The following is a 25,866-nucleotide window of genomic DNA, read 5'->3' as shown; positions in this document are numbered from 1 at the left end:
GGGAACGGCGTGACGACATCCACGAAGCCTTCCTGGGCCTCGCGGCCTGCCTGATCACCCACCGTCATGTCCAACGCCTTTGTTAGGACCTCTAAAGGCTGTCGCAACGACAACCCGCGCGCCATCGCATACTACGAGGCCGCCGCACGGCCACCACGCGCCTCCCCCTGGCCGAGACCTCCATCGGCAAGCCGGCCGCCGCAGCCGGAGACTCCCGGCCGCCCACTACTCCCCCGGCCGCTGGGCACACGGATCTGGCATGATTCTCGTTTGCCTCGGCGACCTAGGAGCCGTGCGCCTCCGCCAAGGCGACGTCGACGGAGCCCTGGCCACCTGGCGTGACTTCCTCGACTGCGCCGACGGCATCCGCTCCGTCAAGGTCCACGCCGCCCTCCAGGACATGCGCGTCCGCCTCCGCCGGTACGACGGAGTCCCGGAGGCCCAGGAACTGCGCGAGAGGGCGATCCGCACTTCGGCGTGACGTGGCGAACCAATCCACACACGATCGACTACTTAGAGTTACCGTGAGAAAGCAATGAGACACCGCCGCCGAAAGGCTTCCCTTTGATTCGCCTCAGCATGTTCACCGTCGCCACAGCCCTCCTGCTCTGCGGGGCTCCCGCGCATGCCGTGGACGGGCCGGAGAAACTGGCCATCATGTCGGACGAGCAATACCAAGAAATGCTCGACAGGCATGAGCTGCGACCCCCGCCGGCCGATTCGACGCCTCGAACCACCGGCAGCACCCTCGCGGCCGCGGGCCCGGGCTGGGCCGCACTGAAGTTCAACAGCAAGGACAAGAGCGGCAGGGTCGTGCCGACTCGCGTGGGAAACGGCACGCTGGGCTGGAAGCACTTCTCGGGACGGCACAACATCACCGATCCCGACGTCATCAAGACGATCATCGGCAACACCAGAAACCCGACGAAGAGCAAAGAGCAGCCGCACAGGCTCGTCTACGACGGCGCCCTCGTCAAGACCAGCAGCAATCCGTTCGTCCTCCCCCGCAAGGTCGCCCATATCCGCATCATCGTCCAGTACCACTGGCAGACAGCGGACGCGCAATACTCGCTCATCGACAGGAGAGCGAAGATCGGGGTCATCACGGCCTACTGCCGCAATGTCGCCCGCAACCGGTGCCCCGACGGAGTCAACCAGACGTGAGCGAGGAACTGCTCCCAAAGGGGGACCCCGAAGGGCTGGCCGACCTCCACCGCATCCTGGTGCGCCGACTGATCCGCTTCACGGTGCCGCCTCTCTCCGGTGGGGCCGGTGCAGTTCTCGTTCGGGGCTGCCTGCCTCCGCCTGAACGACAGGGCGTCACCCGAGTCGTGTTGTGGGACGGCCACGCGCTGGAGAACTCCGTGGCATACGACCTCCCCTTGACCTACCCACAGGGCGGCAATATCCCCTGGTCCCACCTGATCGGAGCCTTCCGGCAGGTCCTCGCCCCTCCACCCGCGCCCGCCGGAACCGACCCCACGGGCATCCCGCTCGCCGACGCCCGACCGCGCATCCTCGAAGCCCTCGACTCCATGACGTTCGACACCGGAGACGCCCTCCATGCCGCCGCTTCCATGATCCAACTCCCTGCCGAGCCGGAGGGCGGCGCCCGTCTCCGGCTGGACGGCTTCCTGCTACAGGACCGCGCCATCGCGCGCCTGTACGTCACCACGCCCGGCATCGTCGGCCCTCTCGGACTCGACGTGTCCCTCTACGACGAAACCGGTCGCGTACGCGTCGGCAATACCGCCCTCATGGCCGCCCTGCCCTCGCTCGTCCCCGACGAGCTCGCATGCAACCGCTCCCCCGCCCAAGACCCTTATGCTCCCGCAGGCGTCTACGACTTCACCCATTGGTAAGAACCCGGACGAGCGCGGACTTCCCGAAAACGTCCGGAGTTTTCGGGAGTGGCCGGCGACCGAGTACGTCCGTGCAGGTCAGCGCCACCCCGCTCCCCCATCCACCGAGTGCCTTCTCAGCGCTTGGCCGCAGGTTCGAGTCCTGCGAAGAGCAAGACGGAAAGCTTTCTTCGGTTACGCGCAGTTCCTCAATGACAATCGGAGGAGCGGCACAGCCGGCGCGTGGGACCGCGTGTTCGACTCCCAAGCTTCGGAGGAAGTTCAGGGGCGGCCGCTGACCGCCCCCAAGCACTCGATTCGGCCCGAAGATGACGCCCCTCTGTGCCCCTGATCATCAGCGCGGTCGGCACGGAGCCATCCCCGCGCCCTGGCCATCAGCACCTGGTCGCCCGTGTCGGAACGGGCGACCGAGGGCTCGTAGAGGAGCGCGTGCGGCATCCGAACACACGCGGGACGGGGCTCTCAGTCGTAAGGAGGCCGCCACAACGCCCAGCGCCACCCAGTGGACGGAGAAGACGCCTTGCGTAGTCAGCGGGACGGGGAGGGGAACGAACCTGAGCGACCCAGCCCTGACCTGACACCCCATCAGAACGAGCGTCAAATGAGCGTCACGAGCGTCGTCTCAGCGTCAGGACATCGCCCGTAACGCCCACCCGGCACATACCGCGCACCCGCGAAACTGCAGGTCAGGCGCCCTTCTTCACCGGCTCCAGGATCGCCACGCACTCCACGTGGTGCGTCATCGGGAACAGGTCGAACGCCCGCAGGGTCCGGACGCGGTAGCCGGACTCCGCGAAATAGCCGAGGTCTCGGGCCAGGGCGGCCGGGTCGCAGGCCACGTAGGCGATGCGGCGGGCGGAGAGGCCGGCGAGGTGGCGGACGGTCTGCTTGCCGGCGCCGGCGCGGGGCGGGTCCAGGACGATGAGGTCGACCTCGGTGATGCCGGTGCGCGGGAGGACGGACTCGACCTTGCCCTGTTCGATGCGGACGCGGGGGAAGTCGGCGAGGTTGTGGCGGGCGTCCTCGACGGCGCGCTTGCCGGACTCGATGCCGAGGACGGCGCCCTGCTCGCCGACGCGGTCGGCGAGGGCGCCGGCGAAGAGGCCGACGCCGCAGTAGAGGTCGAGGGCGGTGTCGCCCTTGCGCGGGAGGAGGCCCTGCATGACGGCCTTCATGAGGGTGTCGGCGGCCTTCGGGTGGACCTGCCAGAAGCCGCCGCTGCCGACGCGGTGGGTGCGCTCGTCGGCGCGCTCGCGGACGAAGGCGCGGCCGTGGACGCGGTGGACGCCGCCGTCCTTCTCGTCGACGCGCATCACGGAGACCGGCTTGTCGAGCTCGACCAGCGGGAGGCGGGCGCCGGGGCGGGGGGTGAGGATGACCTGGCGGTCGTTCGAGCCGGAGGCGGCGATCGCCTCGACGGTGGCCATGCCCTCCCAGGTGCGGGATTCGATGCCCAGCTCGGAGACGCCCTGGGCGGCGATCATGCAGTGGTCGATGATCTCGACCTCGTGGGAGCGGTGCTTGCGCAGGCCCGCGTGGCCCTCGGCGTCGACGGCGTACTGGACGCGGGTGCGCCACTGCGGGACCTCGCCGGCGGGGAGCTTGTCGCCCTCGGCCGGCATGACGGTGCCGTCCCAGCCGGCCTCCTCGGGGGTGAGGCCGGCGAGCCGCTGCAGCTGCTCGGCGATCACCTCGCCCTTGAGGCGGCGCTGCGCGCCGGGCTTGGCGTGCTGCCAGTCGCAGCCGCCGCACTTGCCGGGGCCGGCGAAGGGGCAGGGGGCCTCGACGCGGTCCTTGGAGGGTTCGAGGATGGCGACGGCGTCGGCGCGCAGGAAGCGGGAGGTCTCCTCGCCCTCGGTGACGCGGGCGACGACCCGCTCGCCGGGCAGCGCGTGGCGGACGAACAGGACGCGGCCGGCGTCCGTGCGGGCGATGCAGTGGCCGCCGTGGGCGACCGGGCCGACCTCTACCTCGTACTCCGCCCCGACCAGCGACGTAACAGGGGTGTTCTGCATGACCGGGGACTCCAGAGGAAGAAGAGAGTGGGCTGCCGTGTGCAACGGCAGCCCACCAGTCTAGTTGTTCTTCGCCGTCGGTTCCTTCTTGGCCTTCTCGACCGGGCCGCGGCGGACCGAGCCCGGCGCGTTCCACTCCTGGCGCTTGCGCGCCCGCTTCTTCGCGGCCTCGGAGGACTGGAGCTGGTACGGGACGGAGGTCACCATGACGCCCGGGGTGAAGAGGAGCCGGCCCTTGAGGCGGAGCGCGGACTGGTTGTGGAGCAGGTGCTCGTACCAGTGGCCGACGACGTACTCGGGGATGTAGACCGAGACGGCGTCGCGCGGGCTCTCCTTGCGGAGGTTCTTCACGTACTCGATGACCGGGCGGGTGATCTCGCGGTACGGCGAGTCGAGGATCTTCAGGGGCACGTTGATGCCGCGCCGCTCCCACTCCTCCTTGAGCGCCTTGGTCTCCGCCGGGTCGACGTTGACGGTGAGCGCCTCCAGCTCGTTGGCGTGGAGGAGCTTGGCGTAGGCGAGGGCCCGGAGAGTGGGCTTGTGGAGCTTGGAGACGAGGACGATCGAGCGGACCCGGGAGGGGCGCACGTACTCGTCGGGGCGCTGCTCGGCGGCGGCGATCTCCTCGGAGACGGAGTCGTAGTGGCGCCGGATGGCGGTCATCGTCACGTAGAAGATCACCATGCCGAGGAGGGCGACCCAGGCTCCGTGGGTGAACTTGGTGGCGAGGACGACGACGAGGACGAGGCCGGTGAAGAAGGCGCCGAAGGCGTTGATCGCGCGGGAGCGGATCATGTGGCGGCGCTTGGCGGGGTCGCGCTCGGTCCGCAGGTGCCGGTTCCAGTGCCGGACCATGCCGATCTGGCTGAGCGTGAAGGAGACGAAGACGCCGACGATGTACAGCTGGATCAGGCGGGTGGAGTCCGCGCCGTAGACCCAGACGAGGAGGGCGGCGGCGCCGGCGAGGAGGACGATGCCGTTGGAGAAGGCGAGGCGGTCGCCGCGGGTGTGGAGCTGGCGCGGCAGGTAGCGGTCCTGGGCGAGGATCGAGCCGAGGAGCGGGAAGCCGTTGTACGCCGTGTTGGCGGCCAGGAAGAGGACGAGCGCGGTGGCGGCGGCGAGCAGGACGAAGAAGAACGTCCCGTCGCCGAAGACGGCGGCCGCGACCTGGGAGATGACCGGGTCCTGGACGTAGCCCTCGCCGACCGGCACCCCGTTGTGGAGCAGGTCCTCGGCGGGCTTCTCGGCCATCCGGACGTCGGTGGCCATGGCCAGGAAGATGATGCCGCAGAACATGGTGACGGCGAGGCCGCCCATGAGCGCGAGGGTGGTGGCGGCGTTCTTCGACTTCGGCTTGCGGAAGGCGGGGACGCCGTTGGAGATGGCCTCGACACCGGTGAGGGCGGCACAGCCGGACGAGAAGGCGCGGAGCAGCAGGAAGACCAGGGCGAAGCCCGCGAGTCCCTGGTGCTCGGGCTTGATCTCGAAGTCGGCCGTGGGGGCCTTCATGGTCTCGTCGAGGACGATGCCCTTCCAGGCGCCCCAGAGGATCATGCAGAAGACGCCGAAGACGAAGACGTACGTCGGGATGGCGAAGAGGCTGCCGGACTCCTTCACACCGCGGAGGTTCATCACGGTGAGGAGGATGATCACGCCGACGGCGCAGGCCACCTTGTGCTCGACGACGAAGGGGATCGCGGAGCCGAGGTTCTCGATGCCGGAGGAGATCGACACGGCGACGGTGAGGACGTAGTCGACGAGCAGGGCGCTCGCGACGGTGAGTCCGGCCTTCGGCCCGAGGTTGGTGGTCGCGACCTCGTAGTCGCCGCCGCCGCTCGGGTAGGCGTGGACGTTCTGCCGGTAGGAGGCGACGACCGTGAACATCAGGACGACGACGGCCAGCGCGATCCACGGGCTGAAGTGGTAGGCCGACAGACCGGCGACGGAGAGGACGAGGAGGACCTCGCCCGGCGCGTACGCCACCGAGGACAGCGGGTCGGAGGCGAAGACGGGGAGGGCGACCCGCTTGGGGAGGAGGGTCTCTCCCAGCTTGTCGCTGCGCAGGGCCCGCCCGATCAGGATCCGTTTGGGCACGTCGGTCAGTTTGGACACGCAGAGGATCGTAAGCGTTCGAAAAGAGCCACGCGCACCGGCACCCCCGATGGGCACCGAATCTCCCTGAGTATCACCTCGGATGCGGTCCCGGCCAGCGTTGCCGCTTAAGCTCGGACCGGGCAACCCGGCAGGGTGTTGTCCGCCACGGCCCGGGCCGATCGGGCGAGGAAAGTTGTGAGCAGGGTGTTTTCGCAGGTCAGTAGGGCGATCAGGAGTGCGGGGTAAGGGGACGTGCACATCGTCATCATGGGCTGCGGGCGAGTGGGCGCCGCTCTCGCGCAGACCCTGGAGCAGCAGGGCCACACGGTCGCCGTCGTCGACCAGGACCCGACGGCTTTCCGCCGCCTGGGCTCCGGCTTCGGCGGCCGGCGCGTCACCGGCGTGGGCTTCGACCAGGACACACTGCGCGAGGCGGGGATCGAGGAGGCGGGGGCCTTCGCCGCGGTGAGCAGCGGCGACAACTCCAACATCATCGCCGCCCGGGTGGCCCGCGAGATGTTCGGCATCGAGAACGTGGCGGCGCGCATCTACGACCCGCGGCGTGCCGAGGTCTACCAGCGCCTGGGCATCCCCACGGTGGCGACGGTCCGCTGGACCGCCGACCAGATGCTGCGCCGGCTGCTGCCCTCGGGCGCGGAGCCGCTGTGGAGCGACCCGAGCGGCGGCGTCCAGCTCGCCGAGGTGCACACGTCCCCGGCCTGGATCGGCCACAAGATCAGCCGGCTCCAGGACGAGACCGGCGTGCGGGTCGCCTTCCTCACCCGGCTGGGCGAGGCGGTCATCCCCACGTCCCAGACGGTGCTCCAGGAGGGGGACCTGGTGCACGTGATGATGCGGACGGACGAGATCGCGAAGGTCGAGGAGGCTTTCGCCGAGGGTCCTGAGGAGGGCGGTCACTGATGCGGGTCGCGATTGCGGGCGCGGGTGCGGTGGGCCGTTCCATCGCGGGCGAGCTCCTGGAGAACGGCCACGAGGTCCTGCTCATCGACAAGGCGCCGACCGCCATCTCGGTGGAGCGGGTGCCGCAGGCGGAGTGGCTGCTGGCCGACGCCTGTGAGATCACCTCGCTGGACGAGGCGGCGCTCCAGCGCTGCAACGTGGTCATCGCGGCCACCGGCGACGACAAGGTGAACCTGGTCGTCTCGCTGCTCGCGAAGACCGAGTACGGGGTGCCCCGGGTGGTCGCCCGGGTGAACAACCCGAAGAACGAGTGGCTGTTCAACGAGGCGTGGGGCGTGGACGTCGCCGTCTCCACCCCGCGTCTGATGTCGGCCCTGGTGGAGGAGGCGGTGAGCGTCGGCGACCTGGTCCGGCTGCTCCGCTTCAGCCACGGCGACGCCAACCTGGTGGAGCTGACGCTGCCGCCGGAGTCGGCGGTGGCCGGTACGCAGGTGGGTGAGGTCGCCTGGCCGCAGGACACCTCGCTGGTGACGATCATCCGCGGTTCGCGGGTGCTGACGCCGAGCCCCGAGGAGACGCTGGAGGCCGGTGACGAGCTGCTGTTCGTGGCCGCGCAGGCCCGCGAGGAGCAGCTGGAGGAGCTGCTCCAGGTCCGCCGGGAGCCGGCGGAGTAGAGCCGTACCGTACGGGGAAGGGCCCGGGACCAGCGACTGGTCCCGGGCCCTTCCCCGTACGTGCGCGTTCCCGGGCCGCCCCGGCGGGATCCGTGAGGACCCGGGTGTGGGCCTAGGGGGCGTCCTGTCCCCCGGCGGCGCGGGCGGCGGCCTCGCGCTCCTTCTCGGCCTTCTCCTCCGCCTCCATCTCGGCGAAGACGTCGATCGGCGGCGGCGCCTTGGCGAGGAAGACCCAGGTGAGGTAGACGGCGAGCAGGAAGGGCGGGATCTTCAGCGCGACGAGGACCCAGCCGAGCTGGGTGGTGTCGGCCCACCAGTAGAGCGGGAAGAGGATCGCGCACTTGGCGAGCAGGATCAGGCCCCAGGCCCAGCTGGCCTTGGCGTACGCCTTCTTCCGGCCGGGGTTCCGGGTCCGCCAGGAGAGGTTCTCCTTGAAGACCGGGCCGAGGATGAGGCCGATGAGCGGGACGCCGGCGAGCGTGGTGATGATGTACGCCAGGCCGAGGCCCAGCGTGTACAGCATGCCGGGGAGGTAGAAGTCCTTGGCGTTGCCGGTCATCATCGCGAAGACGACGCCGAAGCCGACGCCGAAGACGCCGCTGAAGGCGTGCTTGACGGTGTCGCGGCGGACGAGCCGGACGACGACGAGCACGAGGGAGATGGCGAGCGCGGCGATGGCCGAGCCGCGCAGGTCCTTGTTGATCGTGTAGATCGTGACGAAGAGCAGTCCGGGCAGGACGGTCTCGACCATGCCCCGGATGCCGCCGAACGCCTCGAAGAGCGCGGCCTCGGTCACCGCCTTGTCGGTCCGGGCGTTCTGGTCCGGGGTCGGCGGTGCGGTGGTCGGCTTGTCGACGGACGTCACCGGCTACTCCTGTCCGAGCGGTCGGAGCTCGTATTTGGGGTTGAAGAGGACCCGCCGGCCGTGGCTCATGGAGATCCGGCCGGAGGCGATCAGCTTGCGGCCCGGCTCGATGCCCACGATGGAGCGCCGGCCCAGCCAGACGACGTCGAGCGGCGCCGTGCCGTCGAAGAGTTCGGCCTCCAGGGCGGGGACACCTGCCCGGGGGCGCAGGGTGACCGTGCGCAAGGTACCAGTCACCTTGACGATCTGGCGGTCGGAACAGTCGGAGATCCGCGTGCAGCCCGAGGCCGCCGTGTCCTCCTGGAGCTCCTCCGACTCCAGGTCCTCCGGCGAGGAGGAGAGCCGGTCGAGCATCCGGCGGAACCGGCCTGCCGGCTTGTCGGTACGGGGTGCAGCACTCATACCCAAAAGCGTACCGGCCGCGGCTCCGGCGGGAAGATCCCCGGTTCAACGTTCGAAGCGGTACCCCATGCCCGGTTCGGTGACGAAGTGACGGGGATGCGAGGGGTCGGTCTCCAGTTTGCGGCGGAGCTGCGCCATGTAGACCCGGAGGTAGTTGGTCTCGGTGCCGTACGAGGGCCCCCAGACCTCCTGGAGGAGCTGTTTCTGGCTCACCAGCCGGCCGCCGTTGCGGACCAGGACCTCCAGGAGGTGCCACTCGGTGGGGGTGAGCCGGACGTCGCGCCCGTCGCGGTGGACCTTCTTGGCGGCGAGGTCGACGGTGAAGTCCTCGGTCTCGATCACGACGACGCCGTCCTCGGCACCGCCGACGGGCTCGGCGCGGCGGACGGCGGCGCGCAGCCGGGCGAGGAGCTCGTCCATGCCGAAGGGCTTGGTGACGTAGTCGTCGGCGCCGGCGTCGAGCGCCTCGACCTTCTCGTCGGAGGTGTGGCGGGCGGAGAGGACGATGATCGGGACCCGGGTCCAGCCGCGCAGTCCCTTGATGACGTCGACGCCGTCGATGTCGGGCAGGCCGAGGTCGAGGACGACGACGTCGGGGTGGCGTTCGGCGGCGAGCTTGAGGGCGGTGGCGCCGTCGGGGGCGGAGTCGACCTCGTACTTCCGCGCCTTGAGGTTGATCACCAGGGCGCGGACGATCTGCGGCTCGTCGTCGACCACGAGGACCCGGGTCATGTCGGGGGCCTTCCTTCTGCTGTGCGGGTGCGGGTGCGGTTGCGGGGAGCGGGCGGGGCGGGGCGGGGCGGGGCGGGTGGCTCGGTACTACAGGTACACGTACGGGGCGGGTGCGAGTACGGGGCGGGCTCAGCTCACGACGTGGGCCGGGAGGTCGGCGGCGGGCGGCGGGGCGCCTCCGCCGGTCGCCCGCAGGGTCAGGACCATGGTGAGGCCGCCGCCCGGGGTGTCCTCGGCGCTGAGGGTGCCGCCCATGGCCTCCACGAAGCCGCGGGCGACGGCGAGCCCGAGGCCGACGCCGGAGCCGCGCGGGGCGTCGCCGAAGCGCTGGAAGGGCTCGAAGATGCCGTCCTTGGACTCGTCGGGGACGCCGGGGCCGCGGTCGACGACCCGGAGCTCGACGCGGTCGCCGAGGGCGCTGGCGGCGACGGCGACGGGGACGCCGTCGGGGCTGTACTTGACGGCGTTCTCGACGATGTTGGCGACGGCCCGCTCCAGGAGGCCCTTGTCGACCTCGACCATGGGCAGGGTCTCGGGGACGTCGGCCTCGGCGCTGCCGTCCGGGACGCCGCCCAGGGCCATCGGGACGACCTCGTCGAGGTCGACGGCGCGGATGAGCGGGGTGACGGTGCCGGTCTGGAGGCGGGACATGTCGAGGAGGTTGCCGACGAGGTGGTCGAGGCGGTCGGCGCCGGCCTCGATGCCTTCGAGGAGTTCGGCGCGGTCCTCCTCGGACCACTCGACGTCGTCGGAGCGGAGCGAGGAGACGGACGCCTTGATGCCGGCCAGCGGGGTGCGCAGGTCGTGGCTGACGGCGGCGAGCAGCGAGGTGCGGATCTTGTTGCCCTCGGCGAGCTTGCGGGCCTCCTCGGCCTCGCCGACCAGCCGCTGCCGGTCGAGGACGACGGCCGCCTGCGCGGCGAAGGCGCCCAGCACCCGGCGGTCCTCGGCGGGCAGCACCCGGCCGCTGAGCGCGAGCGCGAGGTGGTCGCCCACCGGCATGTCCACGTCGGCGTCCTCGGGCCGGAGGGCGGGGTGGGGGCCGACGGTGGCGGCCTGGTTCCAGGGCTCGGCGCCGTCGGCGCGCTCCAGCAGGGCGACGGACTCCATGGAGAAGGTCTCGCGGACCCGTTCGAGGAGGGCGTCGAGGCTGGTCTCGCCGCGCAGCACGCTGCCGGCGAGGTAGGAGAGCACCTCGGACTCGGCGCGCAGCCGGGCCGCCTGGTGGGTGCGGCGGGCGGCGAGGTCGACGACGGAGGCGACGGCCATGGCGACGCCGAAGAAGACCGCGATGGCGACGATGTTCAGCGGGTCGGCGATGGTGATCCGGTGGATCGGCGGGGTGAAGAACCAGTTGAGCAGCAGGGAGCCGACGGCCGCCGAGGCGAGCGCCGGCAGGAAGCCGCCGAGCAGCGCCGCGCCGACGGTGAGCGCCAGGAAGAGCAGCATGTCGTTGGCGAGGCCGAGGTCCGCGTCGGTGTGGGTGAGGAGCAGGGCGAGGGCGACGGGCCCGGCGACGCCGACGAGCCAGCCGCCGAGGATCCGGGAGCGGCCGAGGCGGGCGCCGCGGGCGACCGGGAGGCCGCGCCCCTTGGCGACCTCGCCGTGGGTGACGATGTGGACGTCCAGGTCGGGGCCGGATTCGCGGGCGACGGTCTGGCCGACGCCGGGGCCGAGGACGTACTGCCAGGTGCGGCGGCGGCTGGAGCCGAGGACGATCTGGGTGGCGTTCACCCCGCGGGCGAACTCCAGGAGGGCGGTCGGTATGTCGTCGCCGATGACGTGGTGGAAGGTGCCGCCGAGGTCCTCGACGAGGGTGCGCTGGACGGCCAGCTCCTTGGGCGAGGCGGCGGTGAGGCCGTCGCTGCGCGCTATGTAGACGGCGAGGACCTCCCCGCCGGCGCCCTTCTCGGCGAGCCGGGTGGCCCGTCGTATCAGGGTGCGGCCCTCGGGTCCGCCGGTGAGGCCGACGACGATCCGCTCGCGGGCCTGCCAGGTGGAGCGGATGTTGTGCTCGCCCCGGTACTGGCGGAGGTACTCGTCGACGCGGTCGGCGGTCCAGAGGAGGGCGAGCTCGCGCAGGGCGGTGAGGTTGCCGGGGCGGAAGTAGTTGGAGAGGGCCGCGTCGACCTTGTCGGAGGTGTAGATGTTGCCGTGCGCCATGCGGCGGCGCAGCGCCTCGGGCGACATGTCGACCAGTTCGATCTGGTCGGCCCGGCGGACGATCTCGTCGGGGACGGTCTCGCGCTGCCGGACGCCGGTGATCGCCTCGACGACGTCACCGAGCGATTCGAGGTGCTGGATGTTGACGGTCGAGACGACGTCGATGCCGGCGGCGAGGAGTTCGGCCACGTCCTGCCAGCGCTTGGGGTTGCGGGAGCCGGGGACGTTGGTGTGGGCGAGTTCGTCGACGAGGGCGACGGCGGGCCGGCGGGCGAGGACGGCGTCGACGTCCATCTCGGTGAAGACGGCGCCCCGGTACTCGATCTCGCGGCGGGGCAGCTGCTCCAGGCCGTGCAGCATCACCTCGGTGCGCGGCCGGCCATGGTGCTCCACGAAGCCGACGACGCAGTCGGTGCCGCGCTCCACCCTGCGGTGGGCCTCGGCCAGCATCGCGTACGTCTTGCCGACGCCGGGTGCCGCGCCGAGGTAGATCCGAAGCTTGCCACGTCCCATGGACCGACCATACGTCCGGCCGATCGGACATTCCGCACGCGGAGGAACACCCCGGTGCGGTATTGACGTGATTCTGATGCGGGTCCCGGTGCCGGGGGCGCGGCGCGCCCCCGGGGGTGCGGGCGGGGGCGGGGTCAGACCTCGGCGATCTCTCCGTCGCGGAGTTCGAGGACCCGGTCGGCGAGGCCGAGGAGCTGGTGGTCGTGGGTGGCGACGAGGGCGGTGCAGCCCTCGCTGCGGACCACGGCCCGGAGCAGCTGCATCACGGCGAGGCCGGTCTCGGCGTCGAGCTGGCCGGTCGGTTCGTCGGCGATGAGCAGGGCCGGCTTGTTGGCGAGGGCGCGGGCGATGGCGACGCGCTGCTGCTGGCCGCCGGAGAGCTCGCCGGGACGCTGGTTGGCGTGGTCGGCGAGGCCGACGAGGGCGAGCAGCAGGGCGACCCGCTCCTCGCGCTCGGCGGGGTCGGCCTTGCGCAGCCGCAGCGGGACGCCGACGTTCTCGGCGGCGGAGAGGATGGGCAGCAGGCCGAAGGACTGGAAGATGAAGCCGATCCGGTCCCGGCGCAGCTCCAGGAGGCCCTCCTCGCCGAGGGTGGAGAGGTCGGTGCCGTCGATGACGATCCGGCCGCCGTCGGCGCTGTCGAGGCCGCCGACGAGGTTGAGGAGGGTGGTCTTGCCGGAGCCGGAGCGGCCCTTGAGGGCGACCAGCTCGCCGCGGGGGATGTCGAAGGAGACGCCCTTGAGGGCGTGGACGGCGGCCTCGCCCTCGCCGAACGACCGGCGCACCTCCTCGACGCGGATCATCGGCCTTCCGGCGGGGTCCTCGACGACGGCCGTCGCGGACTGCGTGCTGTTCTCGCTCACCCTGCGCTCCCCCTCCTCGAACACGTGCGCAGGCCAGTATGGTCGGCGCCCGCCGCCGAGACCAGAGCCCGGCGCCCCCGAGCCCGCCCGATCTTCGGACGGGCCACCCCGCACTTCGGACGGCCGGCCCCGGTCGATGCAGGTCAGGAAGGGGTACGGGCCTGCGGCCGCCGGTCGCCGCGCGCCCCGGAACAGACCGGTGGGCCGCCGTCCGTACGTCGTGCGTACGGTCGGCGGCCCACCGGACCGGGTGTCCCGAAGGGTTCCCGGGTGCGTCAGCGGATCTCGGAGATCTCCGGGCCGCGCTGGAGCTGGCCCATGCCGCCGGAGAAGCGGGAACCGGCCTGCTCCTCCTGCTGGACGCCGTCCGGCACCATCTGGGCGTCGTTCGGCAGCTTGAGGACGATCGGGTCGCGCGGGGCCATCGGGCCCTCGCCGCGGGTCACCACGGTGTCCCGGACGATCTGCTCCAGGAGACCGGCCGCCTCGGGCTGGACCGCGCCCTGGCCGGAGATGACACCGCGCAGGAACCAGCGCGGGCCGTCGACGCCGACGAAGCGCACGATCTGCACGCCGCGGTTGCCGTCGGGCAGCTGGACGGGGACCTGCGCGCGCAGCTCCCAGCCGAGCGGGCCCTCGACCTCGTCGATGACGCCGCCCTGCTGGACGATGCCGGTGGCGATCTCCTCGCGGACCTCGCCCCAGATGCCCTCCTTCTTGGGCGCCGCGAACGCCTGGAGCTGCACGGCGCTGTCGCGCAGCACGATGGTCGCGGCGACGATCGCGTCACCGGCCACCTCCACGCGGAGTTCCATGCCCTCGACACCGGGCACGTAGAGACCGCCGAGGTCGACGCGGCCCTCTTCGGGCTTGGCGACCTCGGAGATGTCCCAGGGGCCGTCGGGCCGGGGCGCCGGCGGAAGGTTCGCCCTGCGCGGCTGGTCGGCCGCGTCCGCGGCGTCCTCGCCGGTCACGGCGTCGACGACCTGCTCGGCCTCGCCCGCCTCGTCGGCGGCACCGCTCTTCTTGCGACGTCCGAACACGTCACTGTCCTTCCCGGTCGGATACGGCCGAAGCGTATCGATTCCCACCCGTCGTGCCGTCCACGGCGGCATGACCGCCGGTGGACCCGAAGCCCCCCTCGGCCCGCGCCGAGCCGGGAAGCTCCGCCACCTCGTGGAAGCGCACCTTCTCGACCTGCTGGACGACCAGTTGGGCAATCCGGTCGAACCGTTCGAACCGCACGCTCTCGCGCGGGTCGAGATTGACCACGATCACCTTGATCTCTCCACGGTACCCGGCATCCACCGTCCCCGGGGCATTCACGAGCGCGACTCCGCAGCGGGCGGCCAGTCCGGAGCGGGGGTGGACGAAGGCGGCGTAGCCGTCGGGGAGGGCGATCGAGACCCCGGTGGGCAGCACGGCGCGCTCTCCGGGGGCCAGGACGGCGGCCTCGGTGGTGACGAGGTCGGCGCCGGCGTCGCCGGGGTGGCCGTAGGCCGGGATCGGCACGTCCGGGTCGACCCGGCGGATCAGTACGTCGACGGGAGGGCGCATCAGGGGTTCACCTCGAAGGCGCGGGCGCGCCGGACCTGGTCGGGGTCGGACATGGCGGCCTGGATCTCCTCCGGCCGGCCGTTGTCGATGAAGTGGTCGACCTTCACCTCGACGAACATGGCGTCGGCGCGGACGGCGACGGGGCCGTCGGGGCCGCCGATGCGGCCGGTGGCGGTCGAGTAGATCTTGCGGCCGTGGACGGCGGTGACCTCGGCCTGGAGGTGGAGCACGGTGCCGACCGGCACGGGCCGGCGGAAGTCGGTCTCCAGGCGGCCGGTCACGGCGATGACGCGGAGCAGCCAGTTCAGGGAGCCGAGGGTCTCGTCGAGCGCGGTGGCGAGCACGCCGCCGTGGGCGAGCCCGGGGGCGCCCTGGTGGTCGGCGGTGACGGTGAACTCGGCGGTGACGGTCACGCCGTCGCCCGCGCGGGCGTCCAGGTGGAGGCCGTGGGGCTGTCCCTCGCCGCACCCGAAACAGTGGCCGTAGTGCGAGCCGAGCGGCTCGCCGGGGGCGGGCGCGTCCGGATGGCGGGTCGGCGCCACGGCGTCGGCCGGCGGGGTGAGGGCGGCAGATGTTGCAGTCACAGGCGCAGACCTTACCCGCGCGGCCGGGCGCCGGTCGCGCCGTGCCAAGCTTGGGGGCATGCAGCCTTCCGCACCGTCCTCCCCGTCCGGGGCCCCCTCCCCCGAGACTCCCGCGTCCCCGGCGGCGCCGCGCTTCGACGAGCGGCTGACCGTGCCCGGTTCCTGGTGGGTGATCGTCGGGCTGCTGGCGCTCTCCGGCGGTCTGATCATGTTCCCGTTCGGGACGGTTCCGCTGCTGGGCGGCCTGATCGCTGCGGGTGTGGCGGCCGGTGTGGCGGCGTCCTCGTACGGCTCGGCCCGGATCCGCGTGGTGGCCGGTTCGCTGGTGGCGGGCGACGCCCGGGTGCCGGTGTCGGCGCTGGGCGCGGTCGAGGTGCTGGACGAGGAGGAGGCGCGCGCCTGGCGCACGCACAAGGCCGATCCGCGCGCCTTCATGCTGCTGCGCAGCTACGTGCCCCGGGCGGTGCGGATCGTGGTGACGGACCCGGCCGACCCGACGCCGTACCTGTACCTGTCGAGCCGTGACCCGGAGGGTCTGGCGGCGGCGGTCGAGGCGGTGCGGGCGGAGGGCTGAGCCCTCCGCTCCCGGAGTGTCCGTCCCGGGGCCGCTCCAGGCGGCCCGGGGCGGTCTAGAAGCCCAGTTCCCTGGGGTTCTCGGGCCGTTCCAGCGGGGGCAGTCCGGCCAGTCTGTCCCAGGGCACCTGGCGGGCTCTGAGGTCCTTGCGGATGTGCCCGGCGAGCTTCTTGGTGTCGCGGCGGTTCATGACCGCGCCGACGGCCGCTCCCACCATGAACGGCGTGAGGTTCGGCAGGTTGCGCACCATGCGCTTCATGATCTGCTGGCGCAGTTCGCGCTTGAGCTGTCCGCCGAGGGCCGCGTTGATCGTCGTGGGCTTGGTGGGGTCGATGCCCCGCTCCTCGGCCCAGGAGGTCAGGTAGGCGGCCGAGCGCTGGGGCAGGGTGCCGGGCGGCCGCAGGCCGTAGACCTCGTGGAGTTCGGCGATGAGCTTGAGCTCGATCGCCGCGACGCCGGTGATCTCCGCTGCCAGCTCGGCCGGCATGGCCGGCGGTACGGGGAGCATGGCGGCGGCGCCGATGCCCGCGCCGACGGTCGAGCTGGCGTTGGCCGCGCCGAGGACCAGCTTGTCGGCCAGCTCCTCGGGGCCGAGCCCGGGGAACTGTTTGCGCAGGGTCGCGAGGTCGCGGACGGGGACGCGCGGGGCCAGGTCGATCAGGCGGTCGGCCAGATAGCCGATGCCCGCCTTGGCTCCGTCGCCGCTCCGCTTCACGCCCTGCTTGACGCCTTCCACGCTGCGGCGGACGGCGTCGATGCGCGAGGCGTCGATCTTGATGCGGTCGAGCTGCGCGCGTGCCGGGTTGGCCAGCCGCCTGACGGCGTCCAGCCTTCCGTGACGGCTCGCGTCACGGTCCTCGGGCACCTCGGGGTCCGAGGGGCCTTCGGGGTCCCGCTCCGCGGGGAGCGGTGCCTCGCCCTGTCCCGGGACGCCGGCAGCTGCGAGCGAGGCCGTGGGGCCTCGCTCGTCGTCCGCCACGCCGAGGGAGGGCAGGGGGGCGGCCTGCACGGCGTCGGGAGCCTCCTGGGCGCCCTCCGTCGGGCCTGTGCCGCCCTTGTACGTCCGGGGCTTCACGGGAAGCCTCAGACGCCGCTTCCGGGACGGTGTGTCGCCTGCCACGGCCGCGCCTGACTCAGTCGCAGTCGCGGCAGATCGGCTGGCCGTTCTTCTCGCGCGCCAGCTGGCTGCGGTGGTGCACGAGGAAGCAGCTCATGCAGGTGAACTCGTCGGCCTGCTTGGGCAGGACCCGGACGGCCAGCTCTTCGTTCGAGAGATCGGCGCCCGGGAGTTCCAGGCCCTCGGCGGCCTCGAACTCATCGACGTCGACCGTGGAGGTCGACTTGTCGTTCCGACGAGCCTTGAGCTCCTCGAGGCTGTCCGAGTCGACGTCGTCGTCGGTCTTGCGTGGGGTGTCGTAATCCGTTGCCATGTCGCTCTCCCCCTCTGGGTGGTTGCGGGTGTCTCAGCGCACGTAACGCGTGAGAGGTCGGACTTGTGCCCGACCTGAGGCGCAGATTTTGCCTCACATCAAGGTCTGTTACTCAATCGACACCCGTCCCGCGCTCTCACGAGTGATCGGGTACGAGTGGCGATGCGGACCGTACACGGTCCTGGGACCGCCCGGGTGAGCCGCCACCCCGTGTACTTTCCGCCGCCCGGCGCCCGGGAAACCCGGACTTTTCCGGGTTTTCCCCCGGAATTCACGGTCACGGAGCGCGATCCTTCGGGCACTCGCGCTTGTGATCGATCACACATGCCCGTCTCGGGACGGGGGTCCCGGAATTCCGCTCAAAGCGAACAGATCGGGCTCCGCCCCTGCAGTCTGTCAGATCGGCAGAGTGACACGCATCACCAGGCCACCGCCCTCGCGGGGTTCCGCGCTGATGCGTCCGCCGTGCGCCCGGGCCACCGAGCGCGCGATCGACAGCCCGAGGCCGACGCCCTTGTCGCTGCCGGTCCGCTCCTGGCGGAGGCGGCGGAACGGCTCGAAGAGGTTGTCGATCTCGTACGCGGGGACCACCGGGCCCGTGTTCGACACCACGAGCACCGCCTGACCGTGCTGGGCCTCGGTGGTGACCTCCACCCAGCCTCCGTCCGGGACGTTGTACCGCACGGCGTTCTGGAGCAGGTTCAGGGCGATCCGCTCCAGCAGGACGCCGTTGCCCTGGACGACCGCGGGGCCCCGCTCCCCGCGGATGTCCACGCCCTTCGCCACGGCCTCGGCGTGCGCCTGGTCGACCGCCCGCTCGGCGACCTCGGCGAGGTCGACGGGCTTGCGCTCGATGATCTGGTTGTCGCTGCGGGCGAGCAGCAGCAGGCCCTCGACCAGCTGCTCGCTGCGCTCGTTGGTGGCCAGCAGGGTCTTGCCGAGCTGCTGGAGCTCCACCGGCGCCCCGGGGTCGGAGAGGTGGACCTCCAGGAGCGTGCGGTTGATCGCCAGCGGGGTGCGCAGCTCGTGCGAGGCGTTGGCGACGAAGCGCTGCTGGGCGGTGAAGGCCCGCTCCAGGCGGTCCAGCATCTCGTCGAAGGTGTCCGCCAGCTCCTTCAGCTCGTCGTCCGGGCCGTCCAGCTCGATCCGCCGGGCCAGGTCGGAGCCGGCCACCTGGCGGGCGGTCCGGGTGATCCGGCCGAGCGGCGAGAGCACCCGGCCGGCCATGGCGTAGCCGAAGGCGAAGGCGATGATGCTCAGCCCGAGCAGGGCGAAGAGCGAGCGGCGCAGGAGGTCCTGCAGGGCCAGGTCGGTCTGGTGGCGGAGGCAGATGGAGACGGCGGCGTTGAACTGCTCGCCGGTGCCCTTGTCGGGCAGCACGCACTCCGCGGTGGTGGGCTGGACCTGCCCCTCGACGATCTTGAACGGCAGGGTGGCGACGCTGTCGGTCAGGCTCTGCGCCGTGAAGAGGTAGATGATCGAGAGCAGCAGGATGCCGGCGATCAGGAACATGCCGCCGTAGAGCAGCGTGAGCCGTATCCGGATCGTGGGCCGGAGCAGCGGCCTGACGGGGTCCCGGGGGTCCCAGGTGGGTTTCGGTGGCGCCTGCGGGTGCGGCGCCGAGGTGGCGGCCATCGGGTCAGATCCGGTAGCCGGAGCCGGGGACCGTGACGATGACGGGCGGCTCGCCCAGTTTGCGGCGGAGGGTCATGACGGTGACCCGGACCACGTTGGTGAACGGGTCGGTGTTCTCGTCCCACGCCTTCTCCAGGAGCTGCTCCGCCGAGACGACGGCGCCCTCGGAGCGCATCAGGACCTCCAGGACGGCGAACTCCTTGGGCGCGAGCTGGACCTCGCGGCCGTCCCGGAAGACCTCGCGGCGGTTGGGGTCGAGCTTGATGCCGGCCCGCTCCAGGACCGGCGGCAGCGGCACCGAGGTGCGGCGCCCGAGGGCGCGCACGCGCGCGGTGAGCTCGGTGAAGGCGAAGGGCTTGGGGAGGTAGTCGTCGGCGCCCAGCTCCAGGCCCTCGACCCGGTCGCTGACGTCGCCGGAGGCCGTGAGCATCAGGATGCGGGTGGGCATCCCCAGCTCGACGATCCTGCGGCAGACGTCGTCCCCGTGGACCAGCGGCAGGTCGCGGTCGAGGACGACGACGTCGTAGTCGTTGACCCCGACGCGCTCCAGGGCGGCGGCGCCGTCGTACACGACGTCGACGGCCATGGCCTCCCGGCGCAGTCCGGTGGCCACCGCATCGGCGAGCAGCTGCTCGTCCTCGACGACGAGTACACGCACGTCGTTCTTCCTTCCTTCGGCGCTCCGGTCGGGGTGGACCGGTGGGCAGTTCTGAACACTGACTGTGCGTGTCCATCCTGCCCCGTACGCGCGTAAACCGGCTGTAAGGCGGCGGTGCCCGACCGTGCCCGGCCCCGGCGCGGCGGGGGCCCCGGGGCGGGGGCGCGGACGGGGGCACGAAGAATTCACCTGACGCGCGGGCCAGTTGAGGTTTCCGTGCGCGGAGGGGTGGGGAGGAGCAGTGCACACCCCGCGATCACGCCCTGTAAGTGGCACGCCCACGGCTCTTCCGTCCCCCGGGAGCGGACAGTGTGTGATCCACCCACCCTCGGCACACCCCCGTGCCGCCGGACCCACGAGGAGGGGCGCATGGACGCTTTCACCGCAGGGCTGCTGCACCGCATCAGGACCACGCAGTCCGACCTCACGCGGGCCCGCGAGACCGGCGACGAGTACCTCGCGGAGGTCGAGCAGGCCGAGCTGGAGGACCTGCATCGCCTGGCCGCGGAGCACGGCGTGGAGGTCGCGCCGGTCTGCGCGCAGAGCGCCTGAGCGCGGCCGCTCCCCCGGGAGCGGCATGACGGTGCCCCGGAGCCGGCAGGCTCCGGGGCACCGTCATGTCCGGGGGCCGGTCTCAGTCGTGCCAGGCGCCCAGCCGGTCGAGCAGCTCCTGGAGGGGCTCGAAGAGCCCCTCGGGGGCCGCTACGGCCAGTTCGCCGGACTCGGGCTCTCCGGGGCGCCCGCCGGTGCGCGCGCCCGCCTCGCGGGCGATCAGGGCCCCTGCGGCGTGGTCCCAGGGGTTGAGGCCCCGCTCGTAGTACGCGTCGAGCCGGCCGGCCGCCACGTCGCACAGGTCGATGGCGGCCGAGCCGCCGCGCCGGATGTCCCGGACCAGCGGCAGGACCTCCCGGACGACCTCGGCCTGGTGGGCGCGGCGGGACTGCACGTAGCCGAAGCCGGTGCCCAGCAGGGCCTGGTCGAAGGGGGGCGCGGTGCGGACGGCGAGCCGGCGCTCGCCCAGGTACGCGCCGCCGCCGAGGACGGCCCGGAAGGTCTCGCCGCGCAGCGGGGCCTCGACGACGCCGACGACGGTCTCGCCGTCGAGCTCGGCGGCGATGGAGACCGCCCAGGACGGCAGGCCGTAGAGGTAGTTCACGGTGCCGTCGAGGGGGTCGATGATCCAGCGGACGCCGCTGGTGCCCGGGGTGGCGGCGCCCTCCTCGCCGAGGAGGCCGTCCTGGGGGCGGTGCTCGGCGAGGAAGCCGGTGATCAGCTTCTCGGCGGCGATGTCCATCTCGGTGACGACGTCGATGGCGCTGGTCTTGGTGGCGGCGACGGCGAGGTCCTCGGGCCGGCCGTCGCGCAGCAGGGCGCCGGCCCGCCGCGCGGCCTCCAGGGCCAGGTCGAGCAGCTCGGCGGGCAGGGGGGCGGGTGCGGGGGTCACTGCGTGGCTCCTCAGGCGTAGGGGCTGTCGGCGCCGGCGGCGGCGGGGCGCTCGGCGCGGGCCGGGCAGCAGCCGATCGGGCAGAGGTCGTGCGAGGGGCCGAGGGCGCCCAGCGCGCACCGCTCCGCGCGCGTGCCGCGCTCGGCGGCGGCGCGCTCCAGGAGCAGCTCGCGGACGGCGGCGGCGAAGCGGGGGTCGGCGCCGACGGTGGCGGAGCGGCGGACCGGGAGGTCCAGCTCGGCGGCCTTGGCGGTGGCCTCGGTGTCGAGGTCGTACAGGACCTCCATGTGGTCCGAGACGAAGCCGATCGGCACCATGACGGCGGCGGGGGCGCCGGCGTCGCGCAGCTCCTCCAGGTGGTCGCAGATGTCCGGTTCCAGCCACGGGATGTGCGGGGCGCCGCTGCGGGACTGGTAGACGAGCTTCCAGGGGTGGTCGACGCCGGTCCGCTCGCGCACCGCGCTGGCGACGAGCCGGGCGACGTCGAGGTGCTGGCGCACGTAGGCGCCACCGGAGCCGTGGTCGGCGACCGGGCCGGAGGAGTCGGCGGCGGAGTCCGGGATGGAGTGGGTGGTGAAGGCGAGGTGGGCGCCGTCCCGGACGGCGTCGTCGAGCTCGGCGAGGGAGGCGAGGACGCCCTCCACCATGGGCTCCACGAAGCCGGGGTGGTTGAAGTAGTGGCGGAGCTTGTCGACCCGGGGCAGCGGCAGGCCCTCGCCCTCCAGCGTGGCGAGCGCGTCGGCGAGGTTCTCGCGGTACTGGCGGCAGCCGGAGTAGGAGGCGTACGCGCTGGTGGCGAGGACGGCGATGTGGCGGCGGCCGTCGTGGACCATCTCGCGGAGGGTGTCGGTGAGGTACGGGGCCCAGTTGCGGTTGCCCCAGTAGACCGGCAGGCCGAGGCCGGCCTCGGCGAAGTCGGTCCGCAGCGCGTCGAGCAGCGCGCGGTTCTGGTCGTTGATCGGGCTGACGCCGCCGAAGAGGAAGTAGTGCTGCCCCACCTCCTTGAGCCGCTCCTTGGGGATGCCGCGGCCGCGCGTCACGTTCTCCAGGAACGGGACGACGTCGTCCGGGCCCTCGGGACCGCCGAAGGAGAGCAGCAGCAGGGCGTCGTACGGGGCGGGATCGTGCTGATCGGACATGGCACCGATCCTGCCACCCGCCGCCGGCGGCCCGGGGCGCGGCCCGTCCGGAATTCGGGGGTGACCCCGGGGCTTCGAACCCTTAGGCTTTAGCTGTTAATTACACGTGTTGACCGTGACGAGCGGACGGCACGCCGCGTCGCAGAGCCGGAGAACCCCTTGCCCAGTCCCTACCGCGCGATCTTCTCGGCGCCCGGTACCACCTCGTTCTCCGTGGCCGGCTTCTTCGGCCGGATGCCGCTCTCCATGATGGGCATCGGCATCGTCACGATGATCTCCCAGGTCACCGGCCGCTACGGCCTGGCCGGCGCCCTCTCGGCGACCCTGGCGATGTCCGCCGCCGTGCTCGGCCCCCAGGTCTCCCGCCTCGTCGACCGGTACGGGCAGCGCCGGGTGCTCCGCCCGGTCACCCTGATCTCCCTCGTCGCCGCCACCGGACTGCTGCTCTGCGTGCAGCAGAAGGCGCCGGACTGGACGCTCTTCGCCTTCACGGCCGTGATCGGCGTCGTGCCGAGCGTCGGCGCCATGACCCGGGCCCGCTGGGCGGACATCTACCGGGGCGACGCCCGCTCGCTGCACACCGCGTACTCGTGGGAGTCGATCGTCGACGAGGTGTGCTTCATCTTCGGCCCGATCATCTCCATCGGCCTGTCGACCACCTGGTTCCCCGAGGCCGGCCCGCTGCTGGCCGGCGTCTTCCTGGCGATCGGCGTCTTCTGGCTGACCGCCCAGCGCGGGACCGAGCCCGCGCCGCACCCGCAGCCCGCCGTCAAGCGCGGCTCGGCGCTCCGCTCCCCCGGCCTCCAGGTCCTCGCCCTGGCCTTCGTCGCCACCGGCGCGATCTTCGGCTCGGTGGACGTGGTGACCGTCGCCTTCGCCGAGGAGCGGGGCCAGAAGGCCGCCGCCAGCCTGGTCCTCGCCGTCTACGCGCTGGGCTCCTGCCTGGCCGGCGCGGTCTTCGGACTGCTCCACCTCAAGGGCGAGCCGTCCCGCCGGTGGCTGCTGGGCGTCTGCGCGATGGCCGTGAGTATGATCCCCCTCCTACTGGCCGGGAACCTGCCGTTGCTGGCCGTGGCGCTCTTTGTCGCGGGCCTCTCCATCGCGCCGACGATGGTGACCACGATGGCCCTCGTCGAGAAGCACGTACCGCACACCCAGCTCACCGAGGGCATGACCTGGACCGGCACCGGCCTCGCGATCGGCGTGGCGCTCGGCTCCTCGGCCGCCGGCTGGGTGGTCGACGCCTCGGGGGCGGAGTCGGCGTACGTGGTGCCCGTCGTCTCGGGCGCGCTCGCGGTCGTGGTGGCCGTCCTCGGCCACCGCCGGCTGCGCACGCCGGTGACGGACCGGGAGGGGCGAGATGAGCACGAGGACAGCGGGACCGGGGAGCTCCAGGACGGCGGGCAGCCCGTGGCGTAACTGGGCGGGGAACGTCACCTCCCGCCCGGTGCGGGAGGTGAGCCCGGCCTCGGCCGAGGAGCTGGCCGCCGAGATCCGCCGGGCGGCCGGGGACGGGCTGCGGGTGAAGACGGTCGGCACCGGCCACTCCTTCACCTCGATCGCGGCCACCGACGGGGTGCTGGTCCGCCCGGACCTGCTCACCGGGATCCGGCGGATCGACCGCGGGGCGATGACCGTGACCGTGGAGTCGGGCACCCCGCTGAAGCGGCTCAACGTGGCGCTGGCCCGGGAGGGCCTGTCGCTCACGAACATGGGCGACATCATGGAGCAGACGGTCGCCGGGGCCACCTCCACCGGCACCCACGGCACCGGCCGCGCCTCCGCCTCGATCGCGGCCCAGATCCGCGCCCTGGAGCTGGTGACGGCCGACGGGACCCTGATGACCTGCTCCGAGAAGGAGCGTCCCGAGGTCTTCGCGGCGGCCCGGATCGGCCTGGGCGCGCTCGGCGTGGTCACCGCGATGACCTTCGCCGTCGAGCCGGTCTTCCTGCTCACCGCGCGGGAGGAGCCGATGCGCTTCGACCGGGTGATCGCCGACTTCGACGAGCTGCACGCGGAGAACGACCACTTCGAGTTCTACTGGTTCCCCCACACGGACAACTGCAACACCAAGCGCAACAACCGCAGCGCCGGTCCCGCCGCCCCGCTGCCGCGCCTCGGCGGCTGGTTCGAGGACGAGTTCCTCTCCAACGGGGTCTTCCGGGCGGCCTGCTCGCTCGGCCGCGCGGTGCCGCCGGCCATCCCGGCGATCGCCCGGATCTCCAGCCGCGCCCTGTCGTCCCGTACGTACACCGACATCCCGTACAAGGTCTTCACCTCCCCGCGCCGGGTCCGCTTCCTGGAGATGGAGTACGCGCTGCCGCGCGAGGCCGCGACGACGGCGCTGCGCGAGCTGAAGGCGATGGTGGAGGGCTCGCCGCTGAAGGTGAGCTTCCCGGTGGAGGTGCGCACCGCGCCCGCCGACGACATCGCGCTGTCCACGGCCTCCGGCCGGGAGACGGTCTACATCGCCGTGCACCTCTACAGGGGAACGCCCCACCGCGGGTACTTCACCGCGGTGGAGCGCATCATGACCGCCCACGGGGGACGGCCGCACTGGGGGAAGGTCCACACCCGGGACGCCGCCTACCTGGCCGGCGTCTATCCGCGCTTCGCCGAGTTCACGGCGCTGCGCGACCGGCTCGACCCGGACCGCCTCTTCGGCAACGACCACCTGCGGCGGGTCCTGGGCGACTGACGGGTCCTCACCCGGCCTGATCCGAAAGCGACGGCCAGGAGTCGCCCGACGGGGCCGTCGGGGCGTCCTGGGCGCCCGTGCCGGGGGTCCCGGCGGGGGCGGACGGCGTCGCGGGGGCCGTCGGGTCCGTCGTCGGCGCGGTGGGCTCCCGCGTGGGGTCCGTGCCGCCGCCGGAGCCGGTCGGGTCCGGGGTGGGCGCGGTGGTGGCGTCCCCGCCCGGCGTCCCCGTCCCGGGGTCGGGGGTGGGGCCGGTGGACGGGGGGCCCGTCTCCGTGCCGGATCCCTCCCCGGTCTCCACCCGGTCGTCCTGGCCGGCGGAGCCGGTGGGCGCGGGCGCCTGCGGCTCCTGCCCCCGCTCGCCCTCCTCCCCCTGCTGCTCCCGCTGCTCCTGCCGCTGCCCGGGGGCGTCCTGCTGGGTACCGCCGCCGCGGACCACGGAGCCGAAGGTGGTGGTGCCCTTGGTGCCGCTGAAGTCCTCGCCGGAGACCAGCTCGTAGGTGGTGATGCCGCCCATGGTGACGCCGAAGACGAGCGCGGCGGCCAGCATCGGGCGCTTCCAGCCGCGCAGCCGGGTGCCGTGGGTGGTGGCCTCGCCGAAGGCGTCGTCGTACGGGAACGGCGCCGCGGCGACCCCGGGCCCGGTGCCGTGCGCAGGGGTGCGGCGGTCGTCGGCCGGGGAGGGGAGCGGGACCTGACGCGCCTTCGGCTTGGCGGCGGCGGTCGCGTCCCGCACCTGCTCGCCGGTGCGGGAGAAGAGCTGCTGGAAGAGCGGTCCGCCGCAGGTGGCGACGACGCTGATCACGCCGGCGCCCAGGATGGTCCCGTAGACGCCGAGGGTGGAGGCGAGTTTGGCGGCGATCACGGCGGCGAGGGCGCTGCCGGCCACCTGAGGCACGCTCAGGTCGATCTTCCGCTTCGCCCCCTTGCCGGGCTCCGGGGTCTCGCCGCCGGGCTCCGGAGTCCGTATCTCCGGCTCGTCCGTGTCGGTCGGCTGCCTGTGACGCATCTCCACCCTCTGCTTGCTCATCTGTTCCACCGTGCAC

At 72.2% G+C, this 25,866-nt stretch carries 26 protein-coding genes; 9 read left to right on the top strand and 17 right to left on the bottom strand.

The features are described 5' to 3' along the window. Positions 1 to 292: 292 nt before the first annotated feature. From ACFVU3_RS31140 to ACFVU3_RS31130, 3 genes are all read left to right on the top strand, one after another. The gene (locus ACFVU3_RS31140) at positions 293 to 481 is read left to right on the top strand and encodes a hypothetical protein (protein WP_390071461.1); all 189 of its coding nucleotides are present in this window, start codon (positions 293 to 295) and stop codon (positions 479 to 481) included. A gap of 98 nt (positions 482 to 579) precedes the next feature. After that, entirely contained in the window at positions 580 to 1,164 is a 585-nt protein-coding gene (locus ACFVU3_RS31135) for a hypothetical protein (RefSeq protein ID WP_390071460.1), read from the top strand. After that, positions 1,161 to 1,862, top strand: coding sequence for a hypothetical protein (locus ACFVU3_RS31130; protein WP_390071458.1), 702 nt, complete (start codon positions 1,161 to 1,163; stop codon positions 1,860 to 1,862). The genes ACFVU3_RS31135 and ACFVU3_RS31130 overlap by 4 nt, the downstream gene beginning before the upstream one ends. Before the next feature lie 686 nt (positions 1,863 to 2,548). On the opposite strand, the gene ACFVU3_RS31125 is transcribed toward ACFVU3_RS31130, so the two are convergent. Continuing rightward, positions 2,549 to 3,877 carry a class I SAM-dependent RNA methyltransferase gene (locus ACFVU3_RS31125; RefSeq protein WP_390071457.1) on the bottom strand — a complete coding sequence of 443 codons (1,329 nt, stop codon included), beginning with the start codon at positions 3,875 to 3,877 and terminating at the stop codon, positions 2,549 to 2,551. Between the two features lie 60 nt (positions 3,878 to 3,937). Continuing rightward, the gene (locus tag ACFVU3_RS31120) at positions 3,938 to 5,989 is read right to left on the bottom strand and encodes an APC family permease (RefSeq protein WP_390071455.1); all 2,052 of its coding nucleotides are present in this window, start codon (positions 5,987 to 5,989) and stop codon (positions 3,938 to 3,940) included. Positions 5,990 to 6,223: 234 nt separating this feature from the next. Here ACFVU3_RS31120 and ACFVU3_RS31115 point away from each other — a divergent pair, with 234 nt between their 5' ends. After that, complete coding sequence (locus ACFVU3_RS31115; RefSeq protein WP_390071453.1) at positions 6,224 to 6,892, top strand: potassium channel family protein; 669 nt, start codon at positions 6,224 to 6,226, stop codon at positions 6,890 to 6,892. After that, positions 6,892 to 7,566, top strand: a complete 675-nt coding sequence (locus ACFVU3_RS31110) for a TrkA family potassium uptake protein (protein WP_169094115.1) — start codon at positions 6,892 to 6,894, stop codon at positions 7,564 to 7,566. Before ACFVU3_RS31115 ends, ACFVU3_RS31110 begins: the two co-directional genes overlap by 1 nt. Before the next feature lie 112 nt (positions 7,567 to 7,678). On the opposite strand, the gene ACFVU3_RS31105 is transcribed toward ACFVU3_RS31110, so the two are convergent. The 8 genes from ACFVU3_RS31105 to ACFVU3_RS31070 form a co-directional block, all read right to left on the bottom strand. Then, positions 7,679 to 8,431 (bottom strand): DUF3159 domain-containing protein, encoded by a 753-nt coding sequence (locus ACFVU3_RS31105; RefSeq protein WP_390071451.1) that lies wholly within the window; start codon positions 8,429 to 8,431, stop codon positions 7,679 to 7,681. A 3-nt stretch (positions 8,432 to 8,434) separates the two neighbouring features. Further along, the gene (locus tag ACFVU3_RS31100) at positions 8,435 to 8,833 is read right to left on the bottom strand and encodes an OB-fold nucleic acid binding domain-containing protein (RefSeq protein WP_078868359.1); all 399 of its coding nucleotides are present in this window, start codon (positions 8,831 to 8,833) and stop codon (positions 8,435 to 8,437) included. Positions 8,834 to 8,878: 45 nt separating this feature from the next. After that, positions 8,879 to 9,565, bottom strand: coding sequence for a response regulator (locus ACFVU3_RS31095; RefSeq protein WP_390071449.1), 687 nt, complete (start codon positions 9,563 to 9,565; stop codon positions 8,879 to 8,881). 129 nt (positions 9,566 to 9,694) lie between these two features. Continuing rightward, positions 9,695 to 12,241, bottom strand: a complete 2,547-nt coding sequence (locus tag ACFVU3_RS31090) for an ATP-binding protein (RefSeq protein ID WP_390071447.1) — start codon at positions 12,239 to 12,241, stop codon at positions 9,695 to 9,697. Positions 12,242 to 12,375: 134 nt separating this feature from the next. Further along, entirely contained in the window at positions 12,376 to 13,044 is a 669-nt protein-coding gene (locus ACFVU3_RS31085; protein WP_390071468.1) for an ABC transporter ATP-binding protein, read from the bottom strand. Positions 13,045 to 13,379: 335 nt separating this feature from the next. Further along, positions 13,380 to 14,147: a DUF3710 domain-containing protein gene (locus tag ACFVU3_RS31080; protein WP_390071445.1), complete on the bottom strand. Its 768-nt coding sequence runs from the start codon at positions 14,145 to 14,147 to the stop codon at positions 13,380 to 13,382. A gap of 1 nt (position 14,148) precedes the next feature. Then, the gene (gene dut, locus ACFVU3_RS31075) at positions 14,149 to 14,661 is read right to left on the bottom strand and encodes a dUTP diphosphatase (protein ID WP_390071444.1); all 513 of its coding nucleotides are present in this window, start codon (positions 14,659 to 14,661) and stop codon (positions 14,149 to 14,151) included. Then, positions 14,661 to 15,245, bottom strand: a complete 585-nt coding sequence (locus tag ACFVU3_RS31070) for a PaaI family thioesterase (protein WP_390071442.1) — start codon at positions 15,243 to 15,245, stop codon at positions 14,661 to 14,663. Before ACFVU3_RS31070 ends, dut begins: the two co-directional genes overlap by 1 nt. A gap of 58 nt (positions 15,246 to 15,303) precedes the next feature. Between ACFVU3_RS31070 and ACFVU3_RS31065 the strand changes: the two genes are divergently transcribed. Then, positions 15,304 to 15,819 (top strand): DUF3093 domain-containing protein, encoded by a 516-nt coding sequence (locus ACFVU3_RS31065; protein ID WP_390071440.1) that lies wholly within the window; start codon positions 15,304 to 15,306, stop codon positions 15,817 to 15,819. Between the two features lie 55 nt (positions 15,820 to 15,874). Here the strand turns inward: ACFVU3_RS31065 and ACFVU3_RS31060 are convergent, their stop codons facing one another. The 4 genes from ACFVU3_RS31060 to ACFVU3_RS31045 form a co-directional block, all read right to left on the bottom strand. Continuing rightward, entirely contained in the window at positions 15,875 to 16,939 is a 1,065-nt protein-coding gene (locus ACFVU3_RS31060; RefSeq protein WP_390071438.1) for a hypothetical protein, read from the bottom strand. A 13-nt stretch (positions 16,940 to 16,952) separates the two neighbouring features. Continuing rightward, a complete protein-coding gene (locus tag ACFVU3_RS31055; RefSeq protein WP_003955561.1) occupies positions 16,953 to 17,249 on the bottom strand; it encodes a DUF4193 domain-containing protein in 297 nt (98 codons plus the stop codon). A 396-nt stretch (positions 17,250 to 17,645) separates the two neighbouring features. Then, the gene (locus ACFVU3_RS31050) at positions 17,646 to 18,884 is read right to left on the bottom strand and encodes a sensor histidine kinase (protein ID WP_390071436.1); all 1,239 of its coding nucleotides are present in this window, start codon (positions 18,882 to 18,884) and stop codon (positions 17,646 to 17,648) included. Positions 18,885 to 18,888: 4 nt separating this feature from the next. Then, a complete protein-coding gene (locus tag ACFVU3_RS31045) occupies positions 18,889 to 19,542 on the bottom strand; it encodes a response regulator transcription factor (protein WP_189852678.1) in 654 nt (217 codons plus the stop codon). Positions 19,543 to 19,911: 369 nt separating this feature from the next. Here ACFVU3_RS31045 and ACFVU3_RS31040 point away from each other — a divergent pair, with 369 nt between their 5' ends. Then, entirely contained in the window at positions 19,912 to 20,094 is a 183-nt protein-coding gene (locus ACFVU3_RS31040; protein WP_356728754.1) for a hypothetical protein, read from the top strand. A gap of 82 nt (positions 20,095 to 20,176) precedes the next feature. On the opposite strand, the gene ACFVU3_RS31035 is transcribed toward ACFVU3_RS31040, so the two are convergent. Together ACFVU3_RS31035 and ACFVU3_RS31030 are read right to left on the bottom strand one after the other, a co-directional pair. Beyond that, on the bottom strand, positions 20,177 to 20,986 hold the full coding sequence (locus ACFVU3_RS31035) for an inositol monophosphatase family protein (protein ID WP_390071434.1): 810 nt from the start codon (positions 20,984 to 20,986) through the stop codon (positions 20,177 to 20,179). A gap of 11 nt (positions 20,987 to 20,997) precedes the next feature. After that, positions 20,998 to 22,125 (bottom strand): ferrochelatase, encoded by a 1,128-nt coding sequence (locus tag ACFVU3_RS31030; protein ID WP_390071432.1) that lies wholly within the window; start codon positions 22,123 to 22,125, stop codon positions 20,998 to 21,000. 159 nt (positions 22,126 to 22,284) lie between these two features. On the opposite strand from ACFVU3_RS31030, the gene ACFVU3_RS31025 reads away from it, so the two are divergent. After that, positions 22,285 to 23,544: an MFS transporter gene (locus tag ACFVU3_RS31025; RefSeq protein ID WP_390071430.1), complete on the top strand. Its 1,260-nt coding sequence runs from the start codon at positions 22,285 to 22,287 to the stop codon at positions 23,542 to 23,544. Then, entirely contained in the window at positions 23,486 to 24,823 is a 1,338-nt protein-coding gene (locus ACFVU3_RS31020) for a D-arabinono-1,4-lactone oxidase (RefSeq protein ID WP_390071429.1), read from the top strand. Before ACFVU3_RS31025 ends, ACFVU3_RS31020 begins: the two co-directional genes overlap by 59 nt. 7 nt (positions 24,824 to 24,830) lie before the next feature. On the opposite strand, the gene ACFVU3_RS31015 is transcribed toward ACFVU3_RS31020, so the two are convergent. Next, entirely contained in the window at positions 24,831 to 25,850 is a 1,020-nt protein-coding gene (locus ACFVU3_RS31015; RefSeq protein WP_390071427.1) for a hypothetical protein, read from the bottom strand. Positions 25,851 to 25,866: the final 16 nt, after the last annotated feature.

The sequence above is a fragment of the Streptomyces sp. NPDC058052 genome, from assembly GCF_042885515.1.
GTDB lineage: Bacteria > Actinomycetota > Actinomycetes > Streptomycetales > Streptomycetaceae > Streptomyces.
Note: the sequence above shows the minus strand (reverse complement) of the source record. Positions and strands in the feature narration are given on the sequence as shown.